The 24,193-nt window shown below is 71.0% G+C and carries 20 protein-coding genes, 1 pseudogene and 1 riboswitch; of the genes and pseudogenes, 8 read left to right on the top strand and 13 right to left on the bottom strand.

The window, feature by feature from the left end; genetic code table 11:
• Window positions 1–149 precede the first annotated feature (149 nt).
• Together Apa02nite_RS14875 and Apa02nite_RS14870 are read left to right on the top strand one after the other, a co-directional pair.
• The gene (locus Apa02nite_RS14875; protein ID WP_203825471.1) at window positions 150–905 is read left to right on the top strand and encodes an MmpS family transport accessory protein; all 756 of its coding nucleotides are present in this window, start codon (window positions 150–152) and stop codon (window positions 903–905) included.
• A gap of 29 nt (window positions 906–934) precedes the next feature.
• Window positions 935–2,101: a pyridoxal phosphate-dependent aminotransferase gene (locus tag Apa02nite_RS14870; protein WP_203825470.1), complete on the top strand. Its 1,167-nt coding sequence runs from the start codon at window positions 935–937 to the stop codon at window positions 2,099–2,101.
• Between the two features lie 45 nt (window positions 2,102–2,146).
• On the opposite strand, the gene glmM is transcribed toward Apa02nite_RS14870, so the two are convergent.
• The 3 genes from glmM to rplM all read right to left on the bottom strand — a co-directional run bounded on the left by glmM (window position 2,147) and on the right by rplM (window position 4,652).
• On the bottom strand, window positions 2,147–3,499 hold the full coding sequence (glmM, locus tag Apa02nite_RS14865) for a phosphoglucosamine mutase (RefSeq protein WP_203825469.1): 1,353 nt from the start codon (window positions 3,497–3,499) through the stop codon (window positions 2,147–2,149).
• Window positions 3,500–3,663: 164 nt separating this feature from the next.
• A complete protein-coding gene (gene rpsI / locus Apa02nite_RS14860) occupies window positions 3,664–4,188 on the bottom strand; it encodes a 30S ribosomal protein S9 (RefSeq protein ID WP_067688442.1) in 525 nt (174 codons plus the stop codon).
• Window positions 4,189–4,208: 20 nt separating this feature from the next.
• The gene (rplM, locus tag Apa02nite_RS14855) at window positions 4,209–4,652 is read right to left on the bottom strand and encodes a 50S ribosomal protein L13 (RefSeq protein WP_067688439.1); all 444 of its coding nucleotides are present in this window, start codon (window positions 4,650–4,652) and stop codon (window positions 4,209–4,211) included.
• Window positions 4,653–5,301: 649 nt separating this feature from the next.
• On the opposite strand from rplM, the gene Apa02nite_RS14850 reads away from it, so the two are divergent.
• Both Apa02nite_RS14850 and Apa02nite_RS14845 read left to right on the top strand, forming a co-directional pair.
• Entirely contained in the window at window positions 5,302–6,447 is a 1,146-nt protein-coding gene (locus Apa02nite_RS14850; protein WP_203825468.1) for a uroporphyrinogen-III synthase, read from the top strand.
• Between the two features lie 702 nt (window positions 6,448–7,149).
• Window positions 7,150–7,605 carry a nitroreductase family deazaflavin-dependent oxidoreductase gene (locus Apa02nite_RS14845; RefSeq protein ID WP_239164321.1) on the top strand — a complete coding sequence of 152 codons (456 nt, stop codon included), beginning with the start codon at window positions 7,150–7,152 and terminating at the stop codon, window positions 7,603–7,605.
• A 321-nt stretch (window positions 7,606–7,926) separates the two neighbouring features.
• On the opposite strand, the gene Apa02nite_RS14840 is transcribed toward Apa02nite_RS14845, so the two are convergent.
• The 4 genes from Apa02nite_RS14840 to Apa02nite_RS51910 are packed head-to-tail and all read right to left on the bottom strand — an operon-like array spanning window position 7,927 to window position 12,365.
• Window positions 7,927–8,541, bottom strand: coding sequence for a GTP-binding protein (locus Apa02nite_RS14840; RefSeq protein ID WP_067688433.1), 615 nt, complete (start codon window positions 8,539–8,541; stop codon window positions 7,927–7,929).
• Window positions 8,522–8,884 (bottom strand): DUF742 domain-containing protein, encoded by a 363-nt coding sequence (locus Apa02nite_RS14835; RefSeq protein ID WP_067688431.1) that lies wholly within the window; start codon window positions 8,882–8,884, stop codon window positions 8,522–8,524. Before Apa02nite_RS14835 ends, Apa02nite_RS14840 begins: the two co-directional genes overlap by 20 nt.
• 44 nt (window positions 8,885–8,928) lie before the next feature.
• Window positions 8,929–9,336 (bottom strand): roadblock/LC7 domain-containing protein, encoded by a 408-nt coding sequence (locus Apa02nite_RS14830; RefSeq protein ID WP_083971164.1) that lies wholly within the window; start codon window positions 9,334–9,336, stop codon window positions 8,929–8,931.
• Entirely contained in the window at window positions 9,333–12,365 is a 3,033-nt protein-coding gene (locus Apa02nite_RS51910) for a sensor histidine kinase (RefSeq protein ID WP_275412466.1), read from the bottom strand. The genes Apa02nite_RS14830 and Apa02nite_RS51910 overlap by 4 nt, the downstream gene beginning before the upstream one ends.
• Before the next feature lie 660 nt (window positions 12,366–13,025).
• Between Apa02nite_RS51910 and Apa02nite_RS14820 the strand changes: the two genes are divergently transcribed.
• The 4 genes from Apa02nite_RS14820 to Apa02nite_RS51905 all read left to right on the top strand — a co-directional run bounded on the left by Apa02nite_RS14820 (window position 13,026) and on the right by Apa02nite_RS51905 (window position 19,000).
• Window positions 13,026–14,615, top strand: coding sequence for a hypothetical protein (locus tag Apa02nite_RS14820; protein WP_203825466.1), 1,590 nt, complete (start codon window positions 13,026–13,028; stop codon window positions 14,613–14,615).
• A 180-nt stretch (window positions 14,616–14,795) separates the two neighbouring features.
• The gene (locus Apa02nite_RS14815; protein ID WP_239164325.1) at window positions 14,796–15,176 is read left to right on the top strand and encodes a ribonuclease domain-containing protein; all 381 of its coding nucleotides are present in this window, start codon (window positions 14,796–14,798) and stop codon (window positions 15,174–15,176) included.
• 230 nt (window positions 15,177–15,406) lie between these two features.
• A riboswitch (cyclic di-GMP riboswitch) is annotated at window positions 15,407–15,481 on the top strand.
• Window positions 15,482–15,506: 25 nt separating this feature from the next.
• Window positions 15,507–15,917: a hypothetical protein gene (locus Apa02nite_RS14810; protein ID WP_203825464.1), complete on the top strand. Its 411-nt coding sequence runs from the start codon at window positions 15,507–15,509 to the stop codon at window positions 15,915–15,917.
• Between the two features lie 110 nt (window positions 15,918–16,027).
• Window positions 16,028–19,000, top strand: a complete 2,973-nt coding sequence (locus Apa02nite_RS51905) for a DUF5305 family protein (protein ID WP_203825463.1) — start codon at window positions 16,028–16,030, stop codon at window positions 18,998–19,000.
• A gap of 35 nt (window positions 19,001–19,035) precedes the next feature.
• Here the strand turns inward: Apa02nite_RS51905 and thiC are convergent, their stop codons facing one another.
• The 6 genes and pseudogenes from thiC to thiO all read right to left on the bottom strand — a co-directional run bounded on the left by thiC (window position 19,036) and on the right by thiO (window position 24,165).
• A complete protein-coding gene (gene thiC / locus Apa02nite_RS14800; protein WP_203825462.1) occupies window positions 19,036–20,553 on the bottom strand; it encodes a phosphomethylpyrimidine synthase ThiC in 1,518 nt (505 codons plus the stop codon).
• Between the two features lie 70 nt (window positions 20,554–20,623).
• The gene (gene thiD / locus Apa02nite_RS14795; protein ID WP_203825461.1) at window positions 20,624–21,397 is read right to left on the bottom strand and encodes a bifunctional hydroxymethylpyrimidine kinase/phosphomethylpyrimidine kinase; all 774 of its coding nucleotides are present in this window, start codon (window positions 21,395–21,397) and stop codon (window positions 20,624–20,626) included.
• A 239-nt stretch (window positions 21,398–21,636) separates the two neighbouring features.
• A pseudogene (locus Apa02nite_RS14790) lies at window positions 21,637–22,227 on the bottom strand (thiamine phosphate synthase); the annotation flags it as partial.
• Window positions 22,221–22,967: a thiazole synthase gene (locus Apa02nite_RS14785; protein ID WP_067696193.1), complete on the bottom strand. Its 747-nt coding sequence runs from the start codon at window positions 22,965–22,967 to the stop codon at window positions 22,221–22,223. The pseudogene Apa02nite_RS14790 and the gene Apa02nite_RS14785, both read right to left, overlap by 7 nt.
• Window positions 22,968–22,969: 2 nt before the next feature.
• Entirely contained in the window at window positions 22,970–23,170 is a 201-nt protein-coding gene (thiS, locus tag Apa02nite_RS14780) for a sulfur carrier protein ThiS (RefSeq protein WP_067696191.1), read from the bottom strand.
• Complete coding sequence (gene thiO, locus Apa02nite_RS14775; RefSeq protein ID WP_203825512.1) at window positions 23,161–24,165, bottom strand: glycine oxidase ThiO; 1,005 nt, start codon at window positions 24,163–24,165, stop codon at window positions 23,161–23,163. Before thiO ends, thiS begins: the two co-directional genes overlap by 10 nt.
• Window positions 24,166–24,193: the final 28 nt, after the last annotated feature.

Genomic DNA, 24,193 nt, shown 5'->3' with positions numbered 1-24,193 from the left:
ACTTTCACGCAAACGTCATGCTCGAGAAGCACACTTACGAGCATGGTACGTGATCGGAAGCATAGACCAGCAGGGCAGACCCCCATCGGGTGAATGCCTTTCGGATGCGCATCTCGCGTACCGTCGGTTTCGGCTACCAGGAGGGGAAAATGAGCGATCAGCGCGAGCCGTCTCGGCCGCCGGAGTTCCAGCCGGGGCACGCTCCGCTGCCGTACCGCGGTCCGGAGCCGGAATATCCGCCGACATCGGCCTTCCCACCGGTCGGTTACGGACACACGCCGCCTTCCGGCTACGGCCCGCCACCGCCCGATGGTTATGGGCCACCGCCACCCGCCGGCTACGGGCCGCCGCCTGACGGTTATGGGCCGCCGCCCGCCGGCTACGGGCCACCGCCACCGCACCGGCGCAGCAACACCCCGCTCATCGCCCTGGTCCTGGCGATCGGCCTGCTGCTCTGCGGTGGGCTGGCGACCGCCGGCGTGCAGCTCTACCAGCGCGGCCGGGACAAGGTGGCGGAGGCCACCGACAAGATCCCCACCGCCCTGCCGACAGTGCTGCCCACCACCGCGCCGACCGAGCTGCCGACCGGCCTGCCCAACCTGCCGGGCCTGCCCGCCGGGCAGAAGATCACCGTGAAGTACGAGGTGACCGGCGACGGCCCGGCCACCGTCTTCTACACCGAGAAGCTCAACGGCCTGCCCCAGACGATCAGCGACGCGAAGCTGCCGTGGAAGCTGACACTCACCATGGAGGGTCCGTCGGTGGTCTCGGTGTGGGCGATCCGCCGCTCGATCCACGACGGCAGCATCAGCTGCCGGGCCACCATCGACGGCGAGACGGTGTCCGAGCACACCGCGTCCGGCCGGATCGCGACGGCCACCTGCAACAAGCTGACCCTGAACTGAACTGAGCCGTTGGAGAACCGGGAGCCCAGGTGACCACCGACCCCCTCGTCGAACGGATGCGCCCGTTCGGGACCACGATCTTCGCCGAGATGTCCGCCCTCGCGGTGCGCACCGGGGCGGTCAATCTCGGACAGGGCTTCCCGGACACCGACGGCCCACCGGAGATGCTGGCGGCCGCCGCGCAGGCCCTGGCCGGTGGCGCCAATCAATACCCGCCGCTGGCCGGCATCCCGGCGCTGCGGCATGCGATCGTCGAGCACGAGCAACGGTTCTGGGGCCTCGCCCGGGACCCGGACACCGAGGTCGTGGTCACCGCGGGCGCCACCGAGGCGGTCGCGGCGGCGATCCTGGCGCTCTGCGAGCCGGGTGACGAGGTGGTCTGCTTCGAGCCGTACTACGACTCGTACGCGGCCTCGATCACCCTGGCCGGAGCGGTCCGCCGGCCGGTCACGCTGCGGCCCGGCCCGGACGGGCGGTACGCGTTCGACGAGGCGGAGCTGCGCGCGGCGTTCGGCCCGCGGACCCGGCTGGTGCTGCTCAACACGCCGCACAACCCGACGGGCAAGGTGTTCACCCCGGCCGAGCTGGCCCTGATCGCCGACCTCTGCCAGCGGCACGACACGTACGCGGTGACCGACGAGGTCTACGAGCACCTGGTCTTCGACGCACCGCACACCCCGCTGGCCGGGCTGCCCGGGATGCGCGAGCGCACCCTGCGCATCTCGTCGGCCGGCAAGACCTTCTCCTGCACCGGTTGGAAGGTCGGCTGGGCCACCGGACCGGCCCGGCTGGTCTCCGCGGTGCTGCGGGTCAAGCAGTTCCTGACGTTCGTGAACGCGGCGCCCCTGCAACCGGCCGTGGCGGTCGCCCTGCGCCTGCCGGACGCGTATTTCACCGGCTTCACGGCCACGCTGCGGGCGAACCAGGACCGGCTGGTGGCCGGGCTCACCGCGGCCGGGTTCGGCGTGCTGCCGGCCGAGGGGACGTATTTCGTGACCGCCGACATCCGGCCGCTGGGCGGGACCGACGGTGTCGAGTTCTGCCGGGAGCTGCCCGGCCGGGCCGGGGTGGTGGCGGTGCCGACCCAGGTCTTCTACGACCACCAGGACGCCGGGCGGCACCTGATCCGGTTCGCGTTCTGCAAACGCGCCGAGGTGATCGACGACGCCGTCGACCGGCTCCGCAAGCTGGCGTAACAGCAAAAAGGGCCCCGGGAGACCGGGGCCCTTCTAAGCTGAGGATCAGATCGGGCTGGCGGCCCGGACCTCGTCGGCGATCCGCTCGGCGACGGTGCGCGCCTTCTCCTCGGTGGCGGCCTCGACCATCACCCGCACCAGCAGCTCGGTGCCGGAGGGGCGCAGCAGCACCCGGCCGGTCTCGCCCAGCTCGTTCTCGGCCAGCGCCACCGCGGCCTGCACGGTCGGCGCCGCGGCGCCGGCTTCCCGGTCGCCCACCTTGACGTTGATCAGCACCTGCGGCAGCGGGTGCACCACGGCGGCCAGGTCGGCCAGGGACTTGCCGCTCGCGGCCAGCTGCGCCATCAGGTGCAGGCCGGTCAGCACGCCGTCGCCGGTGGTGGCGAACGCCGGCATCACGATGTGCCCGCTCTGCTCGCCGCCCAGGGCCAGCCCGCCGCTCTGCAGCTCCTCGAGCACGTACCGGTCGCCGACCTTGGTCTCGAGCAGCGTGATGCCGGACTGCTTCATCGCGATCCGCAGACCCAGGTTGCTCATCACGGTCGCGACCAGGGTGTTCTCGGTCAGCGTGCCGGCGTCGCGCATGGCCAGCGCCAGGATCGCCATGATCTGGTCGCCGTCCACGACGTCACCGGCCGCGGTGACGGCCAGGCAGCGGTCGGCGTCGCCGTCGTGGGCCAGGCCCAGGTCGGCGCCGTGCTCCAGCACCGCGTCGCGGACCTTGTCGAGGTGTGTCGAGCCGCACTCCTCGTTGATGTTCAGGCCGTCCGGCTCGGCGTGGATCGCGATCACCTCGGCACCGGCCTCCCGGTACGCCACCGGGCCGACCTCGCTGGCCGCGCCGTTCGCGCAGTCCACCACGACCTTGACGCCTTCCAGGCGGTGCGGGAGCGATTCGATCAGATGCTTGATGTAGTGCTCGGCGCCGTCCAGCAGGTCGTGCACCCGCCCGATCGCCGCGCCGATGGGCCGGCCGACCAGGCCGTGCCCGTCCTCGACCGCCTTCTCGATGCGCTCCTCGAGCTCGTCCGGCAGCTTCTGGCCACCGGAGGCGAAGAGCTTGATGCCGTTGTCCGGCATGGGGTTGTGCGACGCCGAGAGCATCACACCCAGGTCGGCGCCGGTCTGCCCCACCAGGTACGCGACCGCGGGCGTCGGCAGCACGCCGACCCGGACCACGTTGGCTCCCGCACTGGTCAGGCCGGCGACGACGGCCGCCTCCAGCATCTCGCCACTGGCCCGTGGATCACGGCCCACGATGGCGAGCGGCTGATGACTGCTGTCGCTCTCGACCAGGACCCGAGCCGCCGCGACAGCGACCTTCAGGGCGAGTTCCGGGGTGAGCAGATCGCCGTTCGCGAGACCGCGAACGCCGTCGGTGCCGAAGAGTCGCCCCATGGCGGCTTCCTTTCGCCGGTGACACGTGCCCCCCAGCGTGCATCACCATGCGGCAAGGGCAGGAGTACCGAAACAGCTAGTTGGGGGGAGGGAGGTGCCACAAACCAACGACGGCCGAGCACGCACCCCGATAATCGGGGGCGGACTCGGCCGTCGTAGGGAAATCAGCGCTTCGAGTACTGCGGAGCCTTACGGGCCTTCTTGAGACCGTACTTCTTGCTCTCCTTGACCCGGGCGTCACGGGTCAGGAAGCCGGCCTTCTTCAGGGCCGGGCGGTCGTCGGGCTCGTTGGTGATCAGGGCCCGGGCGATGCCGAGACGCAGCGCGCCGGCCTGGCCGGTGATGCCACCGCCGTGCAGGTTCGCGTAGACGTCGAACTGCTCGGCGCGCTCAACGGTGCCCAGCGGCTCGCGGATCAGCTGCTGGTGGACCTTGCTCGGGAAATAGTTCTCGAGCTCCCGGCCGTTGCAGGTGATCTTGCCGGTGCCGGGGACGAGACGGACCCGGACGATGGCCTGCTTGCGCCGGCCCACCGTCTGGATCGGCCGGTCGCCGGGACGCGGGGCGCGAACCGGAGCCGGAGCGGCCTCGACGACGACCGTCTCGGCGGGCTCTTCGACAGTCTCGACGGTCTCTTCGACAGTCTCGACGGCCTCGACGGCCTCGGGCTCAACGATGTTGTCGGTCATGCTGCTGCCTTCTCCCGCGCTCACTGCGCGATCTGCTTGATTTCGAACGGCTGCGGCTGCTGCGCGGCGTGCGGGTGCTCAGCACCCGGGTAGATCTTCAGCTTCTTGAGGATCTGCGCGGCGAGCTTGTTGTGCGGCAGCATGCCCTTGACGGCCAGCTCGACCGCCTTCTCGGGGCGCTTGGACAGCAGCTCCTCGTAGCCGATCTGCTTCAGACCGCCCGGGTAACCGGAGTGCCGGTAAGCGACCTTGGTCTGCCGCTTGTTGCCGGTCAGCGCGACCTTGCCAGCGTTGATGATCACCACGAAGTCGCCGGTGTCGACGTGCGGGGCGAACGTCGGCTTGTGCTTCCCCCGCAGAAGGGTCGCAGTGTGGGTAGCCAGGCGGCCCAGAACGACGTCAGAAGCGTCGATAATGTGCCACTGACGCTCGATCTCACCCGGCTTCGGGCTGTACGTACGCACAGAATTACCTTGTCTCGTCGTCGGTCTGGGGCGCGCGCTGGTCGTGTCGAGCATCGGCGTCGACGCGACTGTCAAGCACACCCCAGAGGGCGCGCCCGCAGCTATCGCATAACAGCAGGCAACAATACCCGGCCGCGCGGCGCGTGGTCAAAACAGGCTGCCCGCGGGTGAATAGCCCGAGGCGGGACCTCAAACGGTATCCAGCATACTCGGCCCGGCGGGTCAGCCCGGCGGGGGTTCGACAAGTCCCGCTGGATGCCTCTTAGCAGGCTCGAAACAAATGGGACGCTTAGCCGAAATTCCCCACCGGCAGGCTTCCCGGCATGGCCATCGGTGCGGAACCACGGACGACGCGGCCCGGCATTGGCCGACGCGGCGTCTCGAGGCGCACCATGGAGAGACCATCGTCAGGGTTGAGGACGGACCTGACGGTGTTCACCACACCGGTTCGCCGGAGTGGTGGGGAGAAGTCGCGGCGTGCCCCGGACGGAGGCATGGCGAGGACCGTAAGCGTGACATGGGAGCGGGTCAACGCTGAGGACGACGGTCTTCGAGCGTGCCCTTCGGTGGACCGCCCGGCCACGTCGCGACTTCTCGACCCCACGTTCTCCTTACACGGCGTCGCCGGCCGCCACGGGATCGCTGCCGGATGACCGACCGGACCCCGGGGGCCCGCCGGCCGGTGCTGACCGCGGCCGCGCTGGCCGAACCGACCGCTGCCCTCTCCGGGTACACCATCGGCGTCACCTCCGACCGCCGCCGCGACGAGCTGGCCGGTCTGCTGGAGAGCCGAGGCGCCCGGATCGTGCTGGCGCCCGCGCTGCGGATCGTCCCGATCGCCGACGACGCCGAGCTGCGCGCCGCCACCCGCGCCTGCCTCGACACCCCGCCCGACATCGTGCTGGTCAACACCGGCATCGGGATGCGCGGCTGGCTGGAGGCCGCCGAGGGCTGGGGCCTCGCCGAACCGTTGCGCGCCGTGCTCAGCCGCTCCTACCTGGTGGCCCGCGGCCCGAAAGCACGCGCCGCGGTCCACGCCGCCGGGCTGCAGGACCAGTGGACCCCGGACGGCGAGGGCTATGAGGAGGTCGTCGAGCACCTGACCGCCCGCGGCATCGCCGGCCTCACCGTCGCCATGCAGCTGCACGGCGAGAGCCAGCCGGAATACACCGACGCGCTGGAGGGCGCCGGCGCCCGGGTGATCGAGGTGCCGGTCTACCGCTGGGCGCCACCGACCGACCCGGCCCCGCTGCACCGGCTGGTCGACCTGATCGCCGGCCGCCTGGTCGACGCCGTGACGTTCACCTCCGCTGCCGCGGTCCAGGCTCTGCTCCGCGCTGCCGGGCCGGCTGTCGACCCGGTGCTGGACGCGCTGCGCTCCGACGTACTGGCCGCTTGTGTGGGGCCGGTCACCGCGTCGCCGCTGCGCCGTCACGACGTACCGGTCTCCACGCCGAACCGCGCCCGCCTCACCGCCCTGGTCCGCACCCTGGTCGAGGAACTCCCCAAGCGCGCGGTGTCCCTGCAGGTCAACGGCCACGCCATCACTCTGCGCGGACACGCCGCGGTGGTCGACGGCGACCTGCGACCACTCGCGCCCGGTCCGATGGCGGTCCTCCGCGCGCTGGCCACCTCACCGGGCCGGGTCCTCTCCCGCGCCGCACTGCTGCAGGCCCTCCCCCGCAACGCCGACGAGCACGCGGTCGAGATGGCCGTCGCCCGCCTCCGCGCCGGGCTCGCGGTCCCCGGCATCGTCCAGACCGTCGTCAAACGCGGCTACCGCATCCCCATCTGAAGCCCCGAAACGCTCCGCGCCAAAATCAAGATCAAATTCTTGATGTCGTGCGTCCGCCGGGGTACAGACCGCCGCTCCCGCCGGGACCCTTCCAGGCTTTGCTGGCCGCTACGCGTCCAAACCACAAACCCTTCCAGGGCGACGCCCGCGCTCCCCAGGGTCACCCCACCCCAAGCCCCACCCCGCACGTGAAGTTACGGCGCCCCCGCACCCAAACCCCCCACGCAGCACCTCAACCCACGTTGCGTGTGAAGTTGCGGCGCCCCCCGCACCCAAAGTCCCCACGCAACAGCTCAACCCACCCTGCGTGGGGAGTTACGGCGCCCTCCGCACCCAAAGTCCCCACACAACAGCTCAACCCACCCTGCGTGGGGAGTTACGGTGCGCTCCGCACCCAAACTCCCCACGCAACACCTCAACCCACCCTGCGTGGGGAGTTGCGGTGCGCTCCGCACCCAAAGTCCCCACGCAACAGCTCAACCCACCCTGCGTGGGGAGTTGCGGTGCGCTCCGCACCCGAAGTCCCCACGCAACAGCTCAACCCACCCTGCGTGGGGAGTTGTGGTGCGGGTCGCGGCTGGAGGCTCCGCGCTGCGGGTGGGACGGGGGTGTGGATCGGTCAGGAAACGAGAAGCGGGGTGAGAGGGGGCGGGCCTAGCGTGGATTTCGCGGGTGACCGCTACCAGCGAGGGGGAGGCAGTTGTGGGTTCGGAGCAGCAGGTGGGTGGGCGTGGGCCGGGGGCGTTCTCGCGGTGGGTGCAGCGGACCATGAACGGCCGGGCCAGTCGCCGGATTCGCGGCGGGAAGGGCTCGATGATGGGGATGGACGTGCTGGTGCTGAACACCGTCGGGCGCCGGAGCGGGCAGTCGCGGGAGACGCCGCTGGCCTGGTTCCCGGACGGCGGGGACGGGTGGCTGGTCGTCGCCTCGGGTGGGGGCGGGCAGCACCCTGACTGGCACGCCAACCTGGTGGCCCACCCGGACCGGGCGTCGATCGAACTGCCCGGCCGGGGTGTCGTGCCGGTGACGCCGCACCGGCTCGACGGCGCCGACCGCGAGCAGGCCTGGCAGCGCATCACCGCCGCGCAGCCCCGTATCGCGAAATATCAGGCCAAGTCCGCCCGCCAGTACCCGGTGATCCGCCTCACGCCGAGCTGAAGCCGGACCGCGCCTGAACAACCGGCCGGGCTCGAGCCAGGCCGCGCCTGAGCAGCCAGGCCGCGCCGGGCTGGAGCCGGCCGCGCCGGAACAGCCGGGCACGGGCGGACGAGCGCGGGCCGCGGCGGCTCGTGGACCACGGGACGTGGGGTTGGGACCGTGACCACCCGCGGACGTCGCCCCGGAGGTCTTCGCGTTCTGGACGCGCAGCGGCCAGCGAAGACCGCAGGGGTCCCGGCGGGAGCGACGATCCGCACCCCAGCGGACGCACGACAAAAAGCTCTTGATTTTGGGTTTCCCCGGCTGGCCTGAAACGGTCAGTCAGCCGACGACGGCCCCCTGTTCATGTTCGGTCACCAGGGTGGCCATGGCGTGCTCGACGACGCCGATGAGCACGGCCTTGACCGACTCACGGTGCCGGGCGTCGCACATGATCAGCGGAACCCGGGCCGGGATGGCGAGCGCCTCCCGCACCTCCTCCGCCTCGTAGCGCGGCGACTCGTCGAAGCAGTTCACCGCCACGAGGTAGGGCAGGTGCCGGTTCTCGAAGTAGTCGAGCGGCGCGAACGCGTCGGTCAGCCGGCGCGTGTCGACCAGGACCGCGGCGCCGACCGCGCCCCGGATCAACTCGTCCCACATGAACCAGAAGCGGGTCTGTCCGGGCGTGCCGAACAGGTAGAGGATCAGGTCGTCGGCCATGGTGATCCGGCCGAAGTCCATCGCCACCGTGGTGGTGCCCTTCTCGGGCACCTTGGAGGCGTCGTCGATCCCGGCGCCGGCCGCGGTCATCACGGCCTCGGTCGTCAGCGGCTCGATCTCGGAGACCGCGCCGACCAGGGTCGTCTTCCCGACGCCGAAGCCACCGGCGACGACGATTTTCGCGGAGGTGATCTCCGAAGAAGGCGTACCCGCCCGCTCAGAGCTTGCGAAGTCCACTCAAAACCCTTCCCAGCAGATCCATTCGCTGTGTGTAGCCCTTACGAGGAGCGGCACTGTGCAGCGTGAGCAAACCGTCGGCGACCATGTCGGCGACGAGGACCCGGGCCACCCCGAGAGGCAGCCGGGTCAGCGCCGCGAGTTCGGCGAGCGATTGGGCTTTCGGCTCACACAACACGGCGATGCGGTACTTGTCATGCCCGGCGAAACGCGCTTCCTGTACGGCCGGCGGGCTGGCGACCAGGACCGCTTCGATCGGGATGTCCCGGATCGGCTCGGTCCGGCCGCGGGTCACCGCGTACGGCCGCACCAGGTTGCCCCGGGGATCGTGCGGCTCTGTCATGTCGCGGTCACCTCATCTCCACCGGGGCTCAGCGGCCCCGGCGCCTAGTGGCTGACGGCTTCGCGCGTCGCCGGTGACAAAGCTGCACCGACGCGCTCCACCAGCAGAGCCATCTCGTAACCGACCTGGCCGACGTCGCAACTGCGCGCCGCCAGCACGGCCATCGATGACCCGTCGCTGATGGACATCAGGAAAAGATAGCCGCTATCCATTTCGATGATGGTCTGCATGACCTTTCCGGCGGTGAACATCCGGGACGCGCCGTCGGTCAGACTGACCACACCGGACGTGATCGCGGCCAGCTGATCGGCCCGGTCACTCGGCAGATCCCGCGAGCACGCCAGCAACAGACCGTCCGCGGAGACCGCGACGACGTGCGCGATACCCGCGATGCTGTCAGCGAAGTTGTTGAGCAGCCAGCCCATGTCCTGCATGGTGGGAGACCTGGTCACTGTTCGTTCTCCTTAGGAGCCTGTGGTGCCACGGCGGCGGAATCGGCGACGCCGTCCGTCCGTCCTCGGTGCACCCCACGGGTATACGCGGAGAGCAGTCCACGCACGTCGTCGGGGCTGCGACGGTTCTGTGCCCGGGGCGCCTCCTGCACCCCGCCCGGAACGAGTTGCGCCTGCGGGATGCGTTTCGGCAGGCCGGTACGGGTGATGCCGGCGTCCACCGGTGCGGAGGCCGCCATGGCGCGGTGCCAGCCCTCGTCCGCGGCGGTGCGCCACCGGTCCTCGGGGGCGGTACGGGGTCGAGGCACGGCGTGTCCCTCGGTGGTCGGAGCGGCGGCCGGCCGCTGCGGCGGGGCGCTGACCGGCGCCGCGGAGACCGGGGCCGGAGCGTAACCGGCGGTCGGCATGCCACGCAGAGTCGGGGCTTCGACTTCCGGCTCGAACCAGCCGTGCTGCATCTCGACCTGGATCGGCGCCTCGATCGGTGCCGACGGCGCCGTCGTCGCGTGGCCGTTCGCGTGGCCGTTCGCGTGGCCGTTGACCGGGCCGCCCGCCGTGGGCATGCCCACCTGCGGCGCGGTCCTCGGTGCGGTCAGCGGCGCGTCCCTCGGGAAGGCCGGCTGCGCGGAAACCGGCGCGTCCCTCCGGTAGGCCGGCTGCGCGGAAACCGGCGCAGAACCCGGCGCGGAGGCCGGTGGCGCCGAGAACGGCCGGGCCGAAACCGGCTGCGCGGAGATCGGCCGGGCCACCAGAGGCTGCGCGGAGATCGGCCGGGCGACCAGCGGCTGCGCCGAAACCGGCGCCGCCGAAACCGGCGCCGCCGAAACCGGCGCCGCCGAAACCGGCGCCGCGGAAACCGGCGCGGCCGAGGAAGCGGGCACGAACAGCGGCGCCGACGGCAGCTCGGGCGTGGTCGGCTTCGGCACCCGGGTGGGCAGCGGCGGCCGGTCCGGTGTCGGCTTCAGATCCAGGTCGTCCTGCGGCCCGACCACCATCTGCGCCCACCGCGGCATGGCCTGCGACGGCGCCGGCGCGGACCGGATCGGCGGACGAACCTCGGCCGGACGGTCCGGACCGGCCGTGGTCTGCGGCGCCGGACCGGGCCGGGTCCAGCTGGCCGCCCGGCCGGGCGCGGCCGGCGCGCCGGGCAGCGCCACGATGTCGGGCGGCAGGGTGATCTCGGCGATCGTCCCGCCCTCGCGGCTGGGCAGCAGGCGCACCTCGATGCCGTGCCGGGCCGCCAGCCGGGCGATGACCGCGAAACCCATCAGCCGGAACGCACTGACGTCGACCTCGGTCGGCTCGGCCAGTCGCCGGTTGATCAGCTCCAGCTGCTCGGACGAGACTCCGAGACCGTGGTCCTCGACCTGGACCACGGCGTGGTCGCCGGAACGTCGCCCGTGCGCCATCACCACGGTCGTCGGCGGGGAGAACCGGGTCGCGTTGTCCAGCAGTTCGGCGATCAGCCGGACCACGTCGTTGACCGCGGCGGCGGTGACCGAGACGTCGGTGTCGATCGCACCGAACTCGATCCGGTGGTACATCTCCACCTCGGACTGGGCGGCCCGCAGCGCGTCGATCAGCAGCGCGTCCTCGCGGCGCGGCGCGCCCACGTCCGCGCCCGCCAGCACCAGCAGGTTCTCGTCGTTGCGGCGCATCCGGGTGGCGAGGTGGTCCAGGTCGAAGAGCTTGGCCAGCCGCTTCGGGTCCTCCTCGGTGCGCTCGATCTGGTCCAGCTCGCCGATCATCCGGTCGACCAGCGCCTGACTGCGCCGGGCCAGGCTGAGGAACATCGCGGAGACGCTGGTCCGCAGCGCGGCCTGCTCGGCCGCGACCCGGATGGCCTCCCGGTGCACCATGTTGAACGCCTCGGCCACCTGGCCGAACTCGTCGCGCTCGGCGAGCCGGATCGGGTCCCGGGTCTGCGCGATGATCCGGTCGACACCGCCCTCGCCCAGGCTCTCCACGTCCTGCAGCTGGCTGACCGCCTCGGGCAGGTCCCGGTGGGCCACCAGGAGTGCGCCCTCACGCAGCCGGCGCAGCGACAGGTGCAGGTTGCGTCCGATGTAGAAGGCCAACCCGATCGCGCCGAGCAGGACCAGCAGCACCACCACGAACTCGAGGGTGGCGCGCTGGGTGCTGGCTTTGCTCTCGTCCTCGGCGACCTGGACGACCTCGGTCTCGAGCTGGGTCTCGGCGCTCCGGAAGAGCGCGAGGACCTCCGCGTACGTCTTGATCAGGTCGGTCGTCCGCACCGCCGAGGGCCCGGTGAGCCGGGTAAGCAGCCCGTCGGCGCGCGCCACCACGGCGTTCGCCAGCGTCGCCTCGACCAGGCCGACCTGGTTCGTGGTGGCAATCCGCCGGAAGTCGTCGAGCGCGTCCTGCCGGGACGTCTGCGCGCCGATCAGCTCCTGCTGCCAGGACGCGCTGAACACCCCGGTGGCCCGGACCACGTACGCGGCGGCCTCCTGGTCACCGGCGGCCGCCTGGATCCGGGTGAAGGCGGCGAGGGCGCGCAGCCCGTCGGCGACCGGACCGGGGTCGGCGACTTCGCTGACAATATCGTCATAATCGGACAACCCGTCGAGGATGTCGCTGTACTGCCGGACCGCCGAGGTGACCGTCACGTCGTCACGGGCGGACACCGCGGTCCGGACCTCGGCGAGCTTGCCGAGCCGTTCCTGGATCAGCTGGAGCCCGTCACGGACCCGGGCGGGTACATCGGTGATCTCGCCACGGTGCTCGCGGAACACCTGAACCTGACCGTCCACCGCCTGGCCCGCCGAGGTGAACGGCTCGGACCCCGCCTTCGGCGACGTCAGGAACGCGGCGGCGGCCATCCGCTCGCGGTGCAGCAGCAGGCCCAAGCCGGAGAGGTCGGTACCCAGCTGGGTCAAATCGGCCACCCGGGCCGCGTCGGTGGCCCGGCCGCGGACGTCGGCCAGCCGCACCGAGGCGAGCACCAGCACGGCCACCAGCGGAATGATCAAAAGTCCGGCGAGCTTGGCGCGGACGCTTGCGTCCCGCAACCGCGGGAAAGAAGCACGTCGCACAGCCAGGCCCGAGGATCCCGCGCTCACGACATCTCCTTCGCGATCGTCCAGCCTCACTGGGCACCCCGGAATATTGTCTTCGGTGACGCCGGCGCGAAGCCGTCCGAGGGCTGCGGTCCGGCCCCGTCCGGCGCGCGCAGCAAGGTCCGTGCCGTTATCGGCACGGCGGCGATTTCATCAGAACCCTGTGCGGTTTGGGAAGCCTGGATCCTCCCGGAAACCGCCGGGCTGTCCGGGTGGTAACCGCGCGCGAACTCCACCCACAGCCGCCGCCGTGGCGTTGACGTGCGCAAATACCTCATTCGTGGCCACCCACGCGGCCAGAGCTGCCGCACACTTTCACGATTCCAACCACTATGTGAGAGTCCCGTCCCGCGTTTCACGTACCCGCGGCTTCTGAGCAGGGTTCTCACGTTCGCAAGGATTGGCACGACACGACGGACACGTTGTCCGTGGCCGACAGTGTCCACTCTGGAGGGTTGGTCTGGCAACCATTCCGTACGTCGTCTCAGAGTTACCGAGGGTTACCCTAATTGATCGATGTATTTCGATTTATGAAGATCCAGACTTTAGGCTGCCTTAAGAAGCCGGTCTCCCACTGGCGTACCGGCCACCGGATTACGTAACGTGCGCGGCATGGCATTTCGGAGCTGGGTGAAGCTGCTGGCCGCCACCGCCCTCGCGGCCGCGGTGATCGGAGCCGGCCAACTCGGCATCGCCTACGGACTCGGCGTCGTGCGACTCGACCGCATCCTCGATGTCACTGCGCGTGACCAATGGACCGCGCAGCTCGCCTGGGTCGCCTGGATCACGATGACCGCCGCGGCCATCGGCGCGACGATCGCCACCGGTTTGCGACCACGGTGGCTGCCCCGCCCGGTCGGCGGTGGCGGCGCGCTCGGCGTGGGCATCGCGGCCGGCCTCGGCTCGCTCGCCGTCCTCCCGCTGACCATGCAGCCGGCTCGGGCCGCCCAGGTCGCCGGGGTGCAGCCGGTCTTCGTGATCGGCCTGGCCGCCGGGCTCGGCGCGGCGGCCGGCATCTTCGCCGGCTGGGCCGCCGCCGCGAAGCCCGCCGCGCGCTGGAACGTGGCCGCGCTGAGCTCGCTGATGTGGATCGTCGCGCTGGTCTCGGTCGTCCCGTCGCTGCTGCCCGGCCACACCCCGATCGCGATCCGGCTCGGCGTGCTGAGCGGCAGCCTGATCCCGGCGGCCGTGGCCGGGCACACCGCGTTCCTCACCATGCCGACGCTCGCCCTGCTGGCCGGTCTGGCGGTCGGCTGGGCGGCCCGCGGGAACCGGCTGCCGACGCTGGCCGTGGGCCTGGCCGGGCTGGCCGGCCCGGCGCTGCTGACCGTGGCGTACCTGATCGCCGGGCCGGAAGGCGCCGCGACCGGTTTCCGGGCCGACCCGTACTGGTCGGCGATGACCGCGTGCGGCGCCGGGGTGCTCGGTTCGGTGCTCGTCGCGATCGTCCGCGGCGCTCCGGCCACCACTGCTTCTTCCGCGCCTGCGGCCGCTCCGGTTTCTCAACCCCCTTCGGTACGGGAGGAAGAGGATCCGCCGCCCGCTCTCCCGCACCGGGACGCACCCGCGCAGTCGGCCATCGCCCAGGCCTCAGCCGCGGCGGCGGTGCACCCGGCCGACACCGGGGTGATCGCGACCGCGGCGGGCACGCCGAACAACCCGTTCTCCGGCGGCACCGGCAGCCCGTTCCGCTCCGGCGCGCCGTTCCCGCCCGCACCGGTCGCCGCGCCGTACCCGACTCACCCGGCTCCCACGCCGTACCCGTCCCACCCGGCGCCCACCCCGAACCAGGCGCCGCCGCAGGCGCCGGCCCCGGAGAACCCGCCGCGCTTCTCCGGCCAGCAGCCGACCCCGGCCTCCGGTGGCCGTGGCTGGCGCTCCCGGGGGAAGGCCACCCCACCGCCGCCCCCGCCCGCGCCGGGCGCCGACTCGTTCAACGGTTTCACCGCCGGCCCGCCGAGTGGCCGTTCCGGCTCGGTCACGGCCGAGCAGCCCCGGGTCCCGGCACCACGCGGGTCGGCGTCTCACGGTTCGACGTCTCACGGGCCGGCGTCTCACGGGCCGGCGTCTCACGGGCCGGCGTCTCACGGGCCGGTTGTGGAACCCACCTCGATCAGTGGCCCGCACGGCTCCGGCCCCGGGCGCAAGCCTCGCCAGGAAACAGATTATGTCGATTGGGTAAGCGGGCTCGGAGGGCAGTAAAACATTCGTTAACTCCGATGGAATGACTCGATTGAGAGCTACCGCGGCGCGGCACAGACCGAGACTATGGTCGATGTCCGAGGCCCATCCCCTCTCCTCGCATCGGAGTTCGACGTGACTCATCCCCGCACGCTCCCCCGCTCCCTGCCGCGCGGTCGCAAGCTGCTGCTCAGCCTCGCCATGGTCTTCGGGCTGGCCGGCACCGCGCTGGTCGCACCCGCCGTGGTCGCGCCCACGCACACCTCGGCCGCCCAGGCCGCCGTCTACTCGACGTGCACGATCAGCCGCTGTTCGGCCGCGCGTACCGCGGTCACCGGCTGGTCCTCGCTCGGCTGGCCGACCAGCTCGGGCTGGTACTCCTGGCCGTACGGCAACTACAACTACACCGGCGGCACGTTCCAGAACCGCGAGGGCTACCTGCCGACGGCGACCTACAACGAGTACGACGTCTACTCCCGCGCCCGGGGTGCCGCGCGTGACGCCTACCGGATCGTGGTCAACCGCAGCACCAAGGTCGCCTACTTCACCCCGGACCACTACGTGACCTTCTACAAACTCTGAACCCGATTTTGTACGTTCGCGGCGGCCGTCTGGTGACGGCCGCCGCGTCGCGTTCGGCCCCGCTTCGGTCCCGCTGCCGGGTCATCCGCAACCGGCGCGCAACCAATAGCACCCGTTCCGCACTAAGGCACTGGAAATCAAAAAATCTGCTTGAGAAAGTTCCCGCTAACGCTCACCCACAGCGCGGCCACGACCGAAACACTTGCTGCCAGGGGATGACGAAGTCCGCTCGGCGAGAAAGGCAAACCCGGTGCGAACCGGGGACGCAAAGCCTCAGGACCCACGAGGTCGGCTGGGCTACCACCGAACGAACAAAGGGACACGATCTATATGCGCAACATCATGCAGCTTCTTGGTGGCGTCGCTGTCGCCGGTGTCGTCGCGGCCGGCAGCACCGCCTTCACCGCCGGCTCGGGCTTCTTCAGCGGCGCATCGGGAGCCGCACCGGTCATCGTCGGCGGCACACTGGCCGCCCCGATCACGGTGACTGGAGCCACGATCGACACCCTGGTCTTCGCCCACGACGCCACCGTCAAGAACAACATCGACTACTTCGACGTCGCGCTGGTGGAGGACGACGGAACCACCGCGATCACCACGGGCACTGTCTACGCCACCGTCACCGCGACCAGCGGCACCGCCACTGAGGTCACCTGCGCCTTGAGCACCGCCGTCTTCCGCTGCACCGCGGGCGCGGACTGGGTCAAGATCACCGCAATCGCGGCCCGATACGTGGAGTGATCCAGTAGCTCGATAACTCCTTAGCGCCCCTCCCCTTCGACGTAGGATTTCGCTGGAGAACTCATCGATTCCAGTGGAGTATTCCCATATCGAAGTTCCGGCGCTTAGCGATGGCCGCCATCATCACGATGGCGGCCATCGGCGTTTGGGCGATTTCAACTCATCGCGTTTCCTATGTCGTCACACACGGCATCAGCATGCAACCCCTGTACCACGCGAACGATCTGATCATCGTGGTCAAGTCCAAGTCGTACAAGGTCGGCGACATTGCCGCATACGATGGTGCGCACGGCCAGCTCCAGGTGTTGCACCGCATTATCGGTGGCGATGCTGATAGCGGATTTGACTTCAAGGGAGACAACAACACGTCGGTCGATAGTGCCCATCCGACTGCCGACGAGCTGATCGGCCGGGCCTTCCTTCACATCCCGAAGGGCGGCACGTGGCTGCAACCTCTGCTCAGCCCGACCGGACTGGGCATGATGGGCTTCCTGTTCTTCAGCGGGGCGGCCACCGCCAAGAACCGGCGCGCGATCGCACGTGGTCGCCGGAAGAAGAAAGTGAAGGCTATGGCTGGTAGTGGCGGCTCTTGGGCCGCGGCCACGGCCGTGATCAAGGTCGTCAGCCGCCTGAACCCGGCCCTCCGGCTTCTCGCCGTGGTGACCGCCCTCTGCGCTGCAGCAGGGCTCGTGCTCGGTGTGCTCGGGTGGATCAAGCCGGCCACTCAAGCAACCCCGAGCAGTGCGCTGGGCGGGGAGTCGATGACATTCTCCTACTCGGCCAAGGTCGACTCGTCGGCTGCCTATGACGGCACTGTCGCCTACTCCCCCGATCCGATCTATCGGAAGCTTGCCGACTTCGTCGACCTGCGACTGCAGTACCAGGGTGAACCCGGCAGCATCACCGTCACCGCCCGCCTCTCCTCCCCCGCCGGCTGGCACTCGACGATGCAGTTGTCGCAGGACCGGAAGTTCACCGCCGAGCGCTACACCGGCACGGTCCTGCTCGACCTCGACGGCATCAACGAGCGGGTCCAGGCCGCGGGCAAGGCGATCGGTACCGACCTCGGCCAGATCACCATCGCGGTGACCGCGCATGTCGAGCACGGCGACGGGTCCTCGTTCGACCCGCAGCTCGCCCTCGCGCTCAACCCGATGCAGCTCGCCCTCGCCGGCGGCGCTGACAGCCTGGTCGTCAACCAGTCCGGGACGACTTCAGGCGGCGGGATCTACCCCCGGCAGATCAGCGTGCTGGGCCGGGATCTGCTGACCGCCGCGGTGGCCCGCAAATATGCCGTCTGGCTGCTGCTGATCGCCCTCGCCGGCGCGATCGGGGTCGGGATGGCCGCGCTGCGCGGCGTTCCGCTGCAGACCCGGGCGCAGATCCAGCGCCGCTACGGTCACCTGCTCGTCCCGGTCGAACCGATCAACAACAAGCAGGACGAGCCGGTCGTCGCGGTCGCCACGTTCCCGGCGCTGGTCAAGCTGGCCGAGAAATACGGCCAGATGATCCTCACCTGGACCCGCCCGGACGGCGCCGACGACTTCGTAGTCCGCGACGACGGTGTCCTCTACCGCTACCGGATCACCGCGCTCCGACCGACAGCCGCAAAGCCCCCGCTCTCCGGCCTCCCCCACCCGGCCCGCCGCGCCCAGAAGTCGGCCGCCCTGGGCATCGCCTCGGTCATCAGCACCACCTCACAGACCACGCCGGCACAGCCCCCGCCGACCCCCACCGCAGATCCCCTCCCGCCGAAGCCCCCGGCCGAGCAGCTCCCCGAAGACGGCCCCACCCCGCCCGCCGAGAAGCCCACCCCCGAACAAACCCAAGAACTGAACGTCGCTCTCCTCAACAAAGCCCCCACCCCCGAACGCCCCGCCGAGCCCAACCTCAGCGAGCCCACGGCGCAGCCGTCCCCGGAGCAGCCCACCACCAAACCCGACCCCACCTCCGGCAAGCAGGCCGAACCCACCACCCCGGAAGCCAAGGCCACCACCGAGCAAGCCAAGCCCACCGCTCCCGACCCCAAGCCCACCGCGCCCAAGCCCGAGCCCACCGCGAAGCAAACCGAAGCCGCCGCGAAGCAAACCGAACCCGCCGCGAGGCAAGCCGAAGCCGTCGCGAAGCAAACCGAACCCGCCGTCCCCGTCACCAAGCGGGCCGAAGCCGCCAAGCCCGCTGCCGACCAGGCCGAAAACGCCGCTCAAACCGTCGATGCCGCCATCACCAAGGCAGCATCCGCGCCCTCCGCCGAGGAGCCGCCGGCGTCCCTGAAGCCAGCCGCGCAAACGAAAGAACCCACCACCACCCCGGAACCGGCCGCCGAAACGAACGAACCCGCCGCCACCCCGGCGCCCACCGCCACGGAACCGGCCGCCGAAGAGGAAGAAGCCGCCACCTCGGGAGTTGATCCAGTACCGGCCGCCGAGCAGGAAGCAACCCCGGAGCCCGCCACCGAGGAAACCCTGAGGACGGCACCCGCCGAAGAGCCGTCCGCGCAGGCCGACACCGCCAAGCCACTCCCCGAACCGGCCGCGCCCACCGCCCCGGAGCCCGAAGCCGCCCAAGAGCTCGACAAGACCGCGGAGACCCCGCCACCCCCGGCCCGCAAGACGGCACCCCGAGCGCCCCGAGCACCCCGCAAAGCAGCACCCAAATCCCCACCCCCGGCCACCGGTGACAAAACACCCGCCACCCAGGACATCCCGGCTATGGCCGTACCGGAAAAAGACGCCGCGGCGAACGACGCGCCCGGACCGAAGCCACCAACTCCCCGGAAGCGCGCCGCCCGCCGCAAGCCCCGCAAAACCGCGGCAGCCGAAACCGACCCGCAGACCGAAACCGCAAAGGCCGACACCACAACGGCCGACAAGACGAAGGCCGAAGCGGAACGCCAAGCCGCCACCGACCTCGCCACCCGCAACCAGGCCGTCGACGCCGCCATCACCCGCAAAGCCGAGCGCGACCAGGCCGCCGCCGACCGCGCCCGCCGCGAGCGTGTGGCCCGCCGCACCGCCCCCCGCGATCCGGTCTTCGACTTCCTCCCCCGCGCCGCCAACCAGCCCCCGGACGAAACCGACTAGCTCGCGCCGCCAATCAGCCTCCTGGACGACACCGGCTAGTTCGTGATCGGCAGGTAGACCCGCGCGCCGCCGTCCACGAACTCGGTCGACTTGGCCTTCATCCCGGCCGCCCGCAACTCGTGGCTGATCTTCATGGAGCAGAATTTCGGGCCGCACATCGAGCAGAAGTGCGCCGTTTTCGCGGGTGCCGCCGGCAGCGTCTCGTCGTGGTAGGCGCGGGCGGTCTCCGGGTCGAGGGCGAGCTCGAACTGGTCCTCCCAGCGGAAGTCGAACCGGGCGTGCGACAGCGCATCGTCCCAGTCCTGCGCGCCGGGGTGGCCTTTCGCCAGGTCCGCGGCGTGTGCCGCGATCTTGTATGCGATCATCCCGGCCTTGACGTCCTCCTTGTTCGGCAGTCCCAGGTGCTCCTTCGGGGTCACGTAGCAGAGCATCGCGGTGCCGAACATCCCGATCATCGCGGCGCCGATCGCGGACGTGATGTGGTCGTAGGCGGGCGCGATGTCGGTGGTCAGCGGCCCGAGCGTGTAGAACGGCGCGCCGGCGCACAGTTCGACCTGCAGGTCCACGTTCTCCTTGATCTTGTGCATCGGCACGTGGCCGGGGCCCTCGACCATCACCTGGACGTCGTACTCCCAGGCGATGTGGGTCAGCTCGCCGAGCGTGCGCAGCTCGGCGAACTGGGCCTCGTCGTTGGCGTCGGCGATCGATCCGGGGCGCAGGCCGTCGCCGAGGGAGAACGTGATGTCGTACTCCCGGAAGATCTCGCACAGTTCCCGGTAGTGCTCGTAGAGGAAGTTCTGCCGGTGCTCGGCCAGACACCAGGCCGCCATGATCGAGCCGCCGCGGGAGACGATGCCGGTGACCCGTTCGGCGGCCAGCGGCACGTATTCGAGCAGCACCCCGGCGTGGATCGTCATGTAGTCGACGCCCTGCTCGGCCTGTTCGATAACGGTCTCCCGGAACAGCTCCCAGGTCAGCTTGAGCGGGTCGCCATTAACCTTCTCGAGGGCCTGGTAGATCGGCACGGTCCCGATCGGCACCGGCGAGTTCCGGACGATCGCCTCCCGGGTCTCGTGGATCCGCGGCCCGGTGGACAGGTCCATCACGGTGTCCGCGCCCCACCGGGTGGCCCAGGTCAGTTTCTCCACCTCCTCGGCGACCGACGAGGTCACCGCGGAGGTGCCGATGTTCGCGTTGACCTTCACCAGGAACTTCGACCCGATGATCATCGGCTCGGACTCCGGGTGGTTGCGGTTGACCGGGAGCACCGCGCGCCCGGCGGCGATCTCGTCGCGCACCAGCTCGGGGTCGACGCCCTCGCGGACCGCCACGAACTCCATCTCCGGCGTGATGTCACCGGCGCGGGCGGCGGCCAGCTGTGTCCGTCCGTCCCACCAGGGTTTCCGCAGTTGCGGCAGCCCGACGGTCGGCTCGCTGCCCGGGCCGGCCGTGTCGTAGAGCCGGACCGGTGCGTTGTCACCGGTCAGCACGACCTCGGTGAACGGCACCTGGATCTCGGGACGGGAGCCTTCGACGTAGACCTTGCGCCTCATGTTTCCTCCTAATTAGGTACAAAACCACCGGAAAAAGGCAGCACGGAACCCCGGCCGCCCTCACAGAGCCTCAGAAGGAGCGGCTGTTCCAGAAGTGATCAAGCGGTCCGGGACCCGCGCCCAGCCGCCATCGAGCGCCACCCAGCAGCGCCCCGCGCACGTACCGTTTCGCCGCCGCGACCGCCTCCGGCACCGGATCACCGGCCGCCAGCCGCACCGCGATCGCGGACGAGAACGTGCACCCCGACCCGTGGTTGTTCCGCGTCGGCACCGGTTCCCCGCGCAGCGTCGTCACGTCGCCGCCGTGCCAGAGCACGTCGCACGCGAGTTCGCTTCCGGTCACCACCACGGCGCGCGGCCCGGTCGCGCCGATCTCCGCCGCTGCCGCGGCCATCTCCGAGGTGGTCTCGACCCGGCGTCCGATCAGGGCGCCGGCTTCCTGCCGGTTCGGCGTGACAACTGATGCGTACGGCATGAGCACCGCCACCACCCCCGCCTCCCCGAGCCGGCTGCCCGACGTCGACACCAGCACCGGGTCCACCACGAGGTTCGGCAGATCCGCGACCCGTTCCGCGATCACCTTCGCCACGGCCGGGTCAGCGATCATCCCGACCTTGACCGCGGCCACCGGCAGATCACTGAGCACCGCGTCGAGTTGCGCGGCCACGCTCTCGGCCGGCACCGGGTGGATCCCGGTCACCCCGAGCGTGTTCTGCGCCGTGATCGCGGTGACCACCGAGACGCCGTAGGCCCCGAGCGCCGCAAAAGTCTTCAGATCCGCCTGGATCCCGGCTCCCCCACCGGAGTCCGACCCGGCAATGGTCAACACCACCCGCGGCGTCACCCGCCCACCCCCAGCTCCGGCAGCCGGCTGGCTCCCAGAGGTGCCTCCGGCAGCCCGAGAGACCCCTCAGAACCAGCCGGGCCCCGCGAGCCTGCCAAACGCCCGGACCACCGGCTGGCCGTGAGGGGTGCCTCCGGCCCCCCGACACACCCCTCAGAACCAGCCGGGCCCCGCGAGCCTGCCAAACGCCCGGACCCCCGGCTGGTCGTGAGGGGTGCCTCCGGCCCCCCGACACACCCCCCAGGACCAGCCGGCAGGCGGGGGCGGGCGGCGGCGAACGCGCCGGCCAGAGTGCGGGCGACCCGCTCCGGGTTGGCGGCTCGCATGATCGCGCCGAGGACGGCGATCCCGGCCGCGCCGGCCGCCGCGCACTCGGCCGCCCGGGCCGCCGAGTCGATACCGCCGAGCGCCAGCCACGACACCGCGCCGGCCAGTGCCGCCGCGCGATCGGGGCCCAGTGCCGGCCCGTATCCGGGCTTGGTCGCGGTCGGGTAGATCGGCGAGAGCATCACGTAGTCCACGTCGGACATCGACTCGGTGCCGTGGCAGGAGCGCCCGACCAGCGGCACCCCGGCCGGCACCGGGTCGGCCGCGGCCAGGTGCACGGCACCGCCGCCGAACGGGTCCGGGCCGGCCACGATCAGCCGTCCGGACGGGACCACCCGACGGAGGGCGGTGATCAGGGCGGCTCTTTCGTCGTACGGTAAATCGCGCTCCCGGAGGACCACCCACCCGGCGCCGCCGCGGACCGCCGCGGCCACCACCTCGATCAGCGGCCCGGCAGCGGACCGCCGGTCGGTGAGCACCACGAGCCCGCCCGGCGTCACCACACCGGGATCCCTTCATCCTGAGTGGACGCCACGGCGTGGAAGCGGCGCGGGATCCGGCCGGCCTGCCGAGCGAGTCGCCCGGCCGCCACCGCGTGCCGCATCGCGGCCGCCATCACGGCCGGCTCGTCGGACCGGGTGATCGCGCTGGCGACCAGTACCGCGTCGCAGCCCAGCTCCATCGCGAGCGCGGCGTCCGAGGCGGTGCCGATCCCGGCGTCCAGCACCACCGGCACGTCGACGGTCTGCCGGATCAACTCGATGTGGTGCGGGTTGGCGATCCCGAGTCCGGAACCGATCGGCGAACCGGCGGGCATCACCGCGGCGCATCCGGCGTCGGCCAGCCGGCGGGCCAGGATCGGGTCGTCGGTGGTGTACGGCAGGACCGTGAACCCGTCGGCGACCAGCACCTCCGCCGCCCGGAGCAGCTCGACGCCGTCCGGCAGCAGGGTCCGCTCGTCGCCGATCACCTCCAGCTTGATCAGGTCGGTCTCGAACGCCTCCCGGGCCATCTGCGCGGTCTTCACCGCGTCCCCGGCGGTGAAGCAGCCGGCCGTGTTCGGCAGGATCCGCACCTTGAGCCGCTCCAGCATCGGCAGCAGCCCCGGCCCGGCCGCCTCGACCCGCCGCAGCGCGACGGTGACCAGGTCGGTTTCCGAGGCGACGATCGCGTCCTCGAGCGCGGCGAGGCTGTGCGCGCCGCCGGTGCCGAGGATCAGTCCGTTCGGTGGCAGCAGGCTCATGCTCAGCCGCCCTGTGCCGCGGTGAGCACTTCGACCGCGTCCCCGTCGGCCAGATCGACCTGCGCCCAGGTGGAGCGCGGGACGACCGAGCCGTTCACGGCGACCGCGACGCCGCGGTGCGCGTCGGTGATCTCGGCGACCAGGGTGGCCACCGAGCAGACGTCAGGCCGGGTCTCGTGCCGGCCGTTGACCATCAGGCGCATCCGAACCTCCCGGGGGTGAAATCCTCGATGATCGGGTCGGCCGAGCCGGTCAGGACCAGGTCGGCGATGAGCTGGGCGGTGATCGGCGCGAGCAGGATCCCGTTGCGGTGGTGCCCGGAGGCGACCACCACCCGGCCGGTGAGCCGGCCCAGGACCGGCGCGTTGTCCGGGGTGCCGGGGCGGTGCCCGACGGTGACCTCGGCCAGTTCGTGCTCGGACAGGCCGGGCACCAGGTCGAGGGCGGCGCGCAGCAGGTCGTGCACCCCGCCGGCGGTGGGCCGGGAGTCGGTGCGCTCCTCCTGGGTGGCGCCGACCACCACCTCGCCGTCGGCGCGGGGCACCAGATAGACGTGCCGGCCGTCGGCGGCGCCGTCGATCACGTGCCGCAGGATGCCGGGTTCGCCGCGGAGGCGGAGCACCTGACCCTTGATCGGCCGGATCGGCAGGCCGGTGAGGGCGGCGGTGCCGCAGCCGGCCGCGACGACGATGGTTTCTTCGTCCAATTCGGACAAATTGCCGACTTCTTGCCGGCGGAGATGCCCGGCGAGGATCGCCCGGAGGCGGGTGACGACCCGCCGCGGATCCACCTGCCGCTCGGTCGGTGCATAGGCGCCGGCTCGGATCCGCGGCGACAGCGCCGGCTCCCGGTCCCGCACCTGTGACCCGGTCAGCGGCGACAGTTTCTGGTGCTTCCACTCCCGCGCCATCTCGGCCACGTCGTCGGCGGTCAGCGCGACCCCGAGCGTCCCCACCTCGTCGTAGCCCACGTCACCGAGCGACGCGGCGAACGCCGGCCACAGCTGGTTGGACGCGTCGAGCAGCCGCTCCAGCTGCGGAAACTCGAAGAATGACTCACCGCCCGGCGCGAGCATCCCGGCGGCGACGTGCCACGCTCCGGCGGATCCGTCCGGCGCCGGGTCATAGACGGTGACGTCCGCCCCGCGCCGCAGCAGTTCCGCGCCGATCGCCAGCCCGATGATCCCGCCACCGACGATCCCGACCCGCTGGCCGTTCTTGTCAGGG

The organism is Actinoplanes palleronii, from assembly GCF_016862315.1.
In the GTDB taxonomy this organism is placed as follows: domain Bacteria; phylum Actinomycetota; class Actinomycetes; order Mycobacteriales; family Micromonosporaceae; genus Actinoplanes; species Actinoplanes palleronii.
This window is presented reverse-complemented; position numbering and strand designations above follow the sequence as displayed.

Excerpts from the sequence above, each read along its gene's own strand:
- rpsI (WP_067688442.1), bottom strand. The coding sequence starts at position 4,188 with ATGACCGACAACATCGTTGAGCCCGAGGCCGTCGAGGCCGTCGAGACT.
- Apa02nite_RS51905 (WP_203825463.1), top strand. The coding sequence starts at position 16,028 with ATGGCCGCCATCATCACGATGGCGGCCATCGGCGTTTGGGCGATTTCA.
- Apa02nite_RS14875 (WP_203825471.1), top strand. The coding sequence starts at position 150 with ATGAGCGATCAGCGCGAGCCGTCTCGGCCGCCGGAGTTCCAGCCGGGG.
- Apa02nite_RS14815 (WP_239164325.1), top strand. The coding sequence starts at position 14,796 with ATGGTCTTCGGGCTGGCCGGCACCGCGCTGGTCGCACCCGCCGTGGTC.
- glmM (WP_203825469.1), bottom strand. The coding sequence starts at position 3,499 with ATGGGGCGACTCTTCGGCACCGACGGCGTTCGCGGTCTCGCGAACGGC.
- Apa02nite_RS14820 (WP_203825466.1), top strand. The coding sequence starts at position 13,026 with ATGGCATTTCGGAGCTGGGTGAAGCTGCTGGCCGCCACCGCCCTCGCG.
- Apa02nite_RS14810 (WP_203825464.1), top strand. The coding sequence starts at position 15,507 with ATGCGCAACATCATGCAGCTTCTTGGTGGCGTCGCTGTCGCCGGTGTC.
- thiS (WP_067696191.1), bottom strand. The coding sequence starts at position 23,170 with ATGCGCCTGATGGTCAACGGCCGGCACGAGACCCGGCCTGACGTCTGC.
- Apa02nite_RS14785 (WP_067696193.1), bottom strand. The coding sequence starts at position 22,967 with ATGAGCCTGCTGCCACCGAACGGACTGATCCTCGGCACCGGCGGCGCG.
- Apa02nite_RS14850 (WP_203825468.1), top strand. The coding sequence starts at position 5,302 with ATGACCGACCGGACCCCGGGGGCCCGCCGGCCGGTGCTGACCGCGGCC.
- thiC (WP_203825462.1), bottom strand. The coding sequence starts at position 20,553 with ATGAGGCGCAAGGTCTACGTCGAAGGCTCCCGTCCCGAGATCCAGGTG.
- Apa02nite_RS14835 (WP_067688431.1), bottom strand. The coding sequence starts at position 8,884 with ATGACAGAGCCGCACGATCCCCGGGGCAACCTGGTGCGGCCGTACGCG.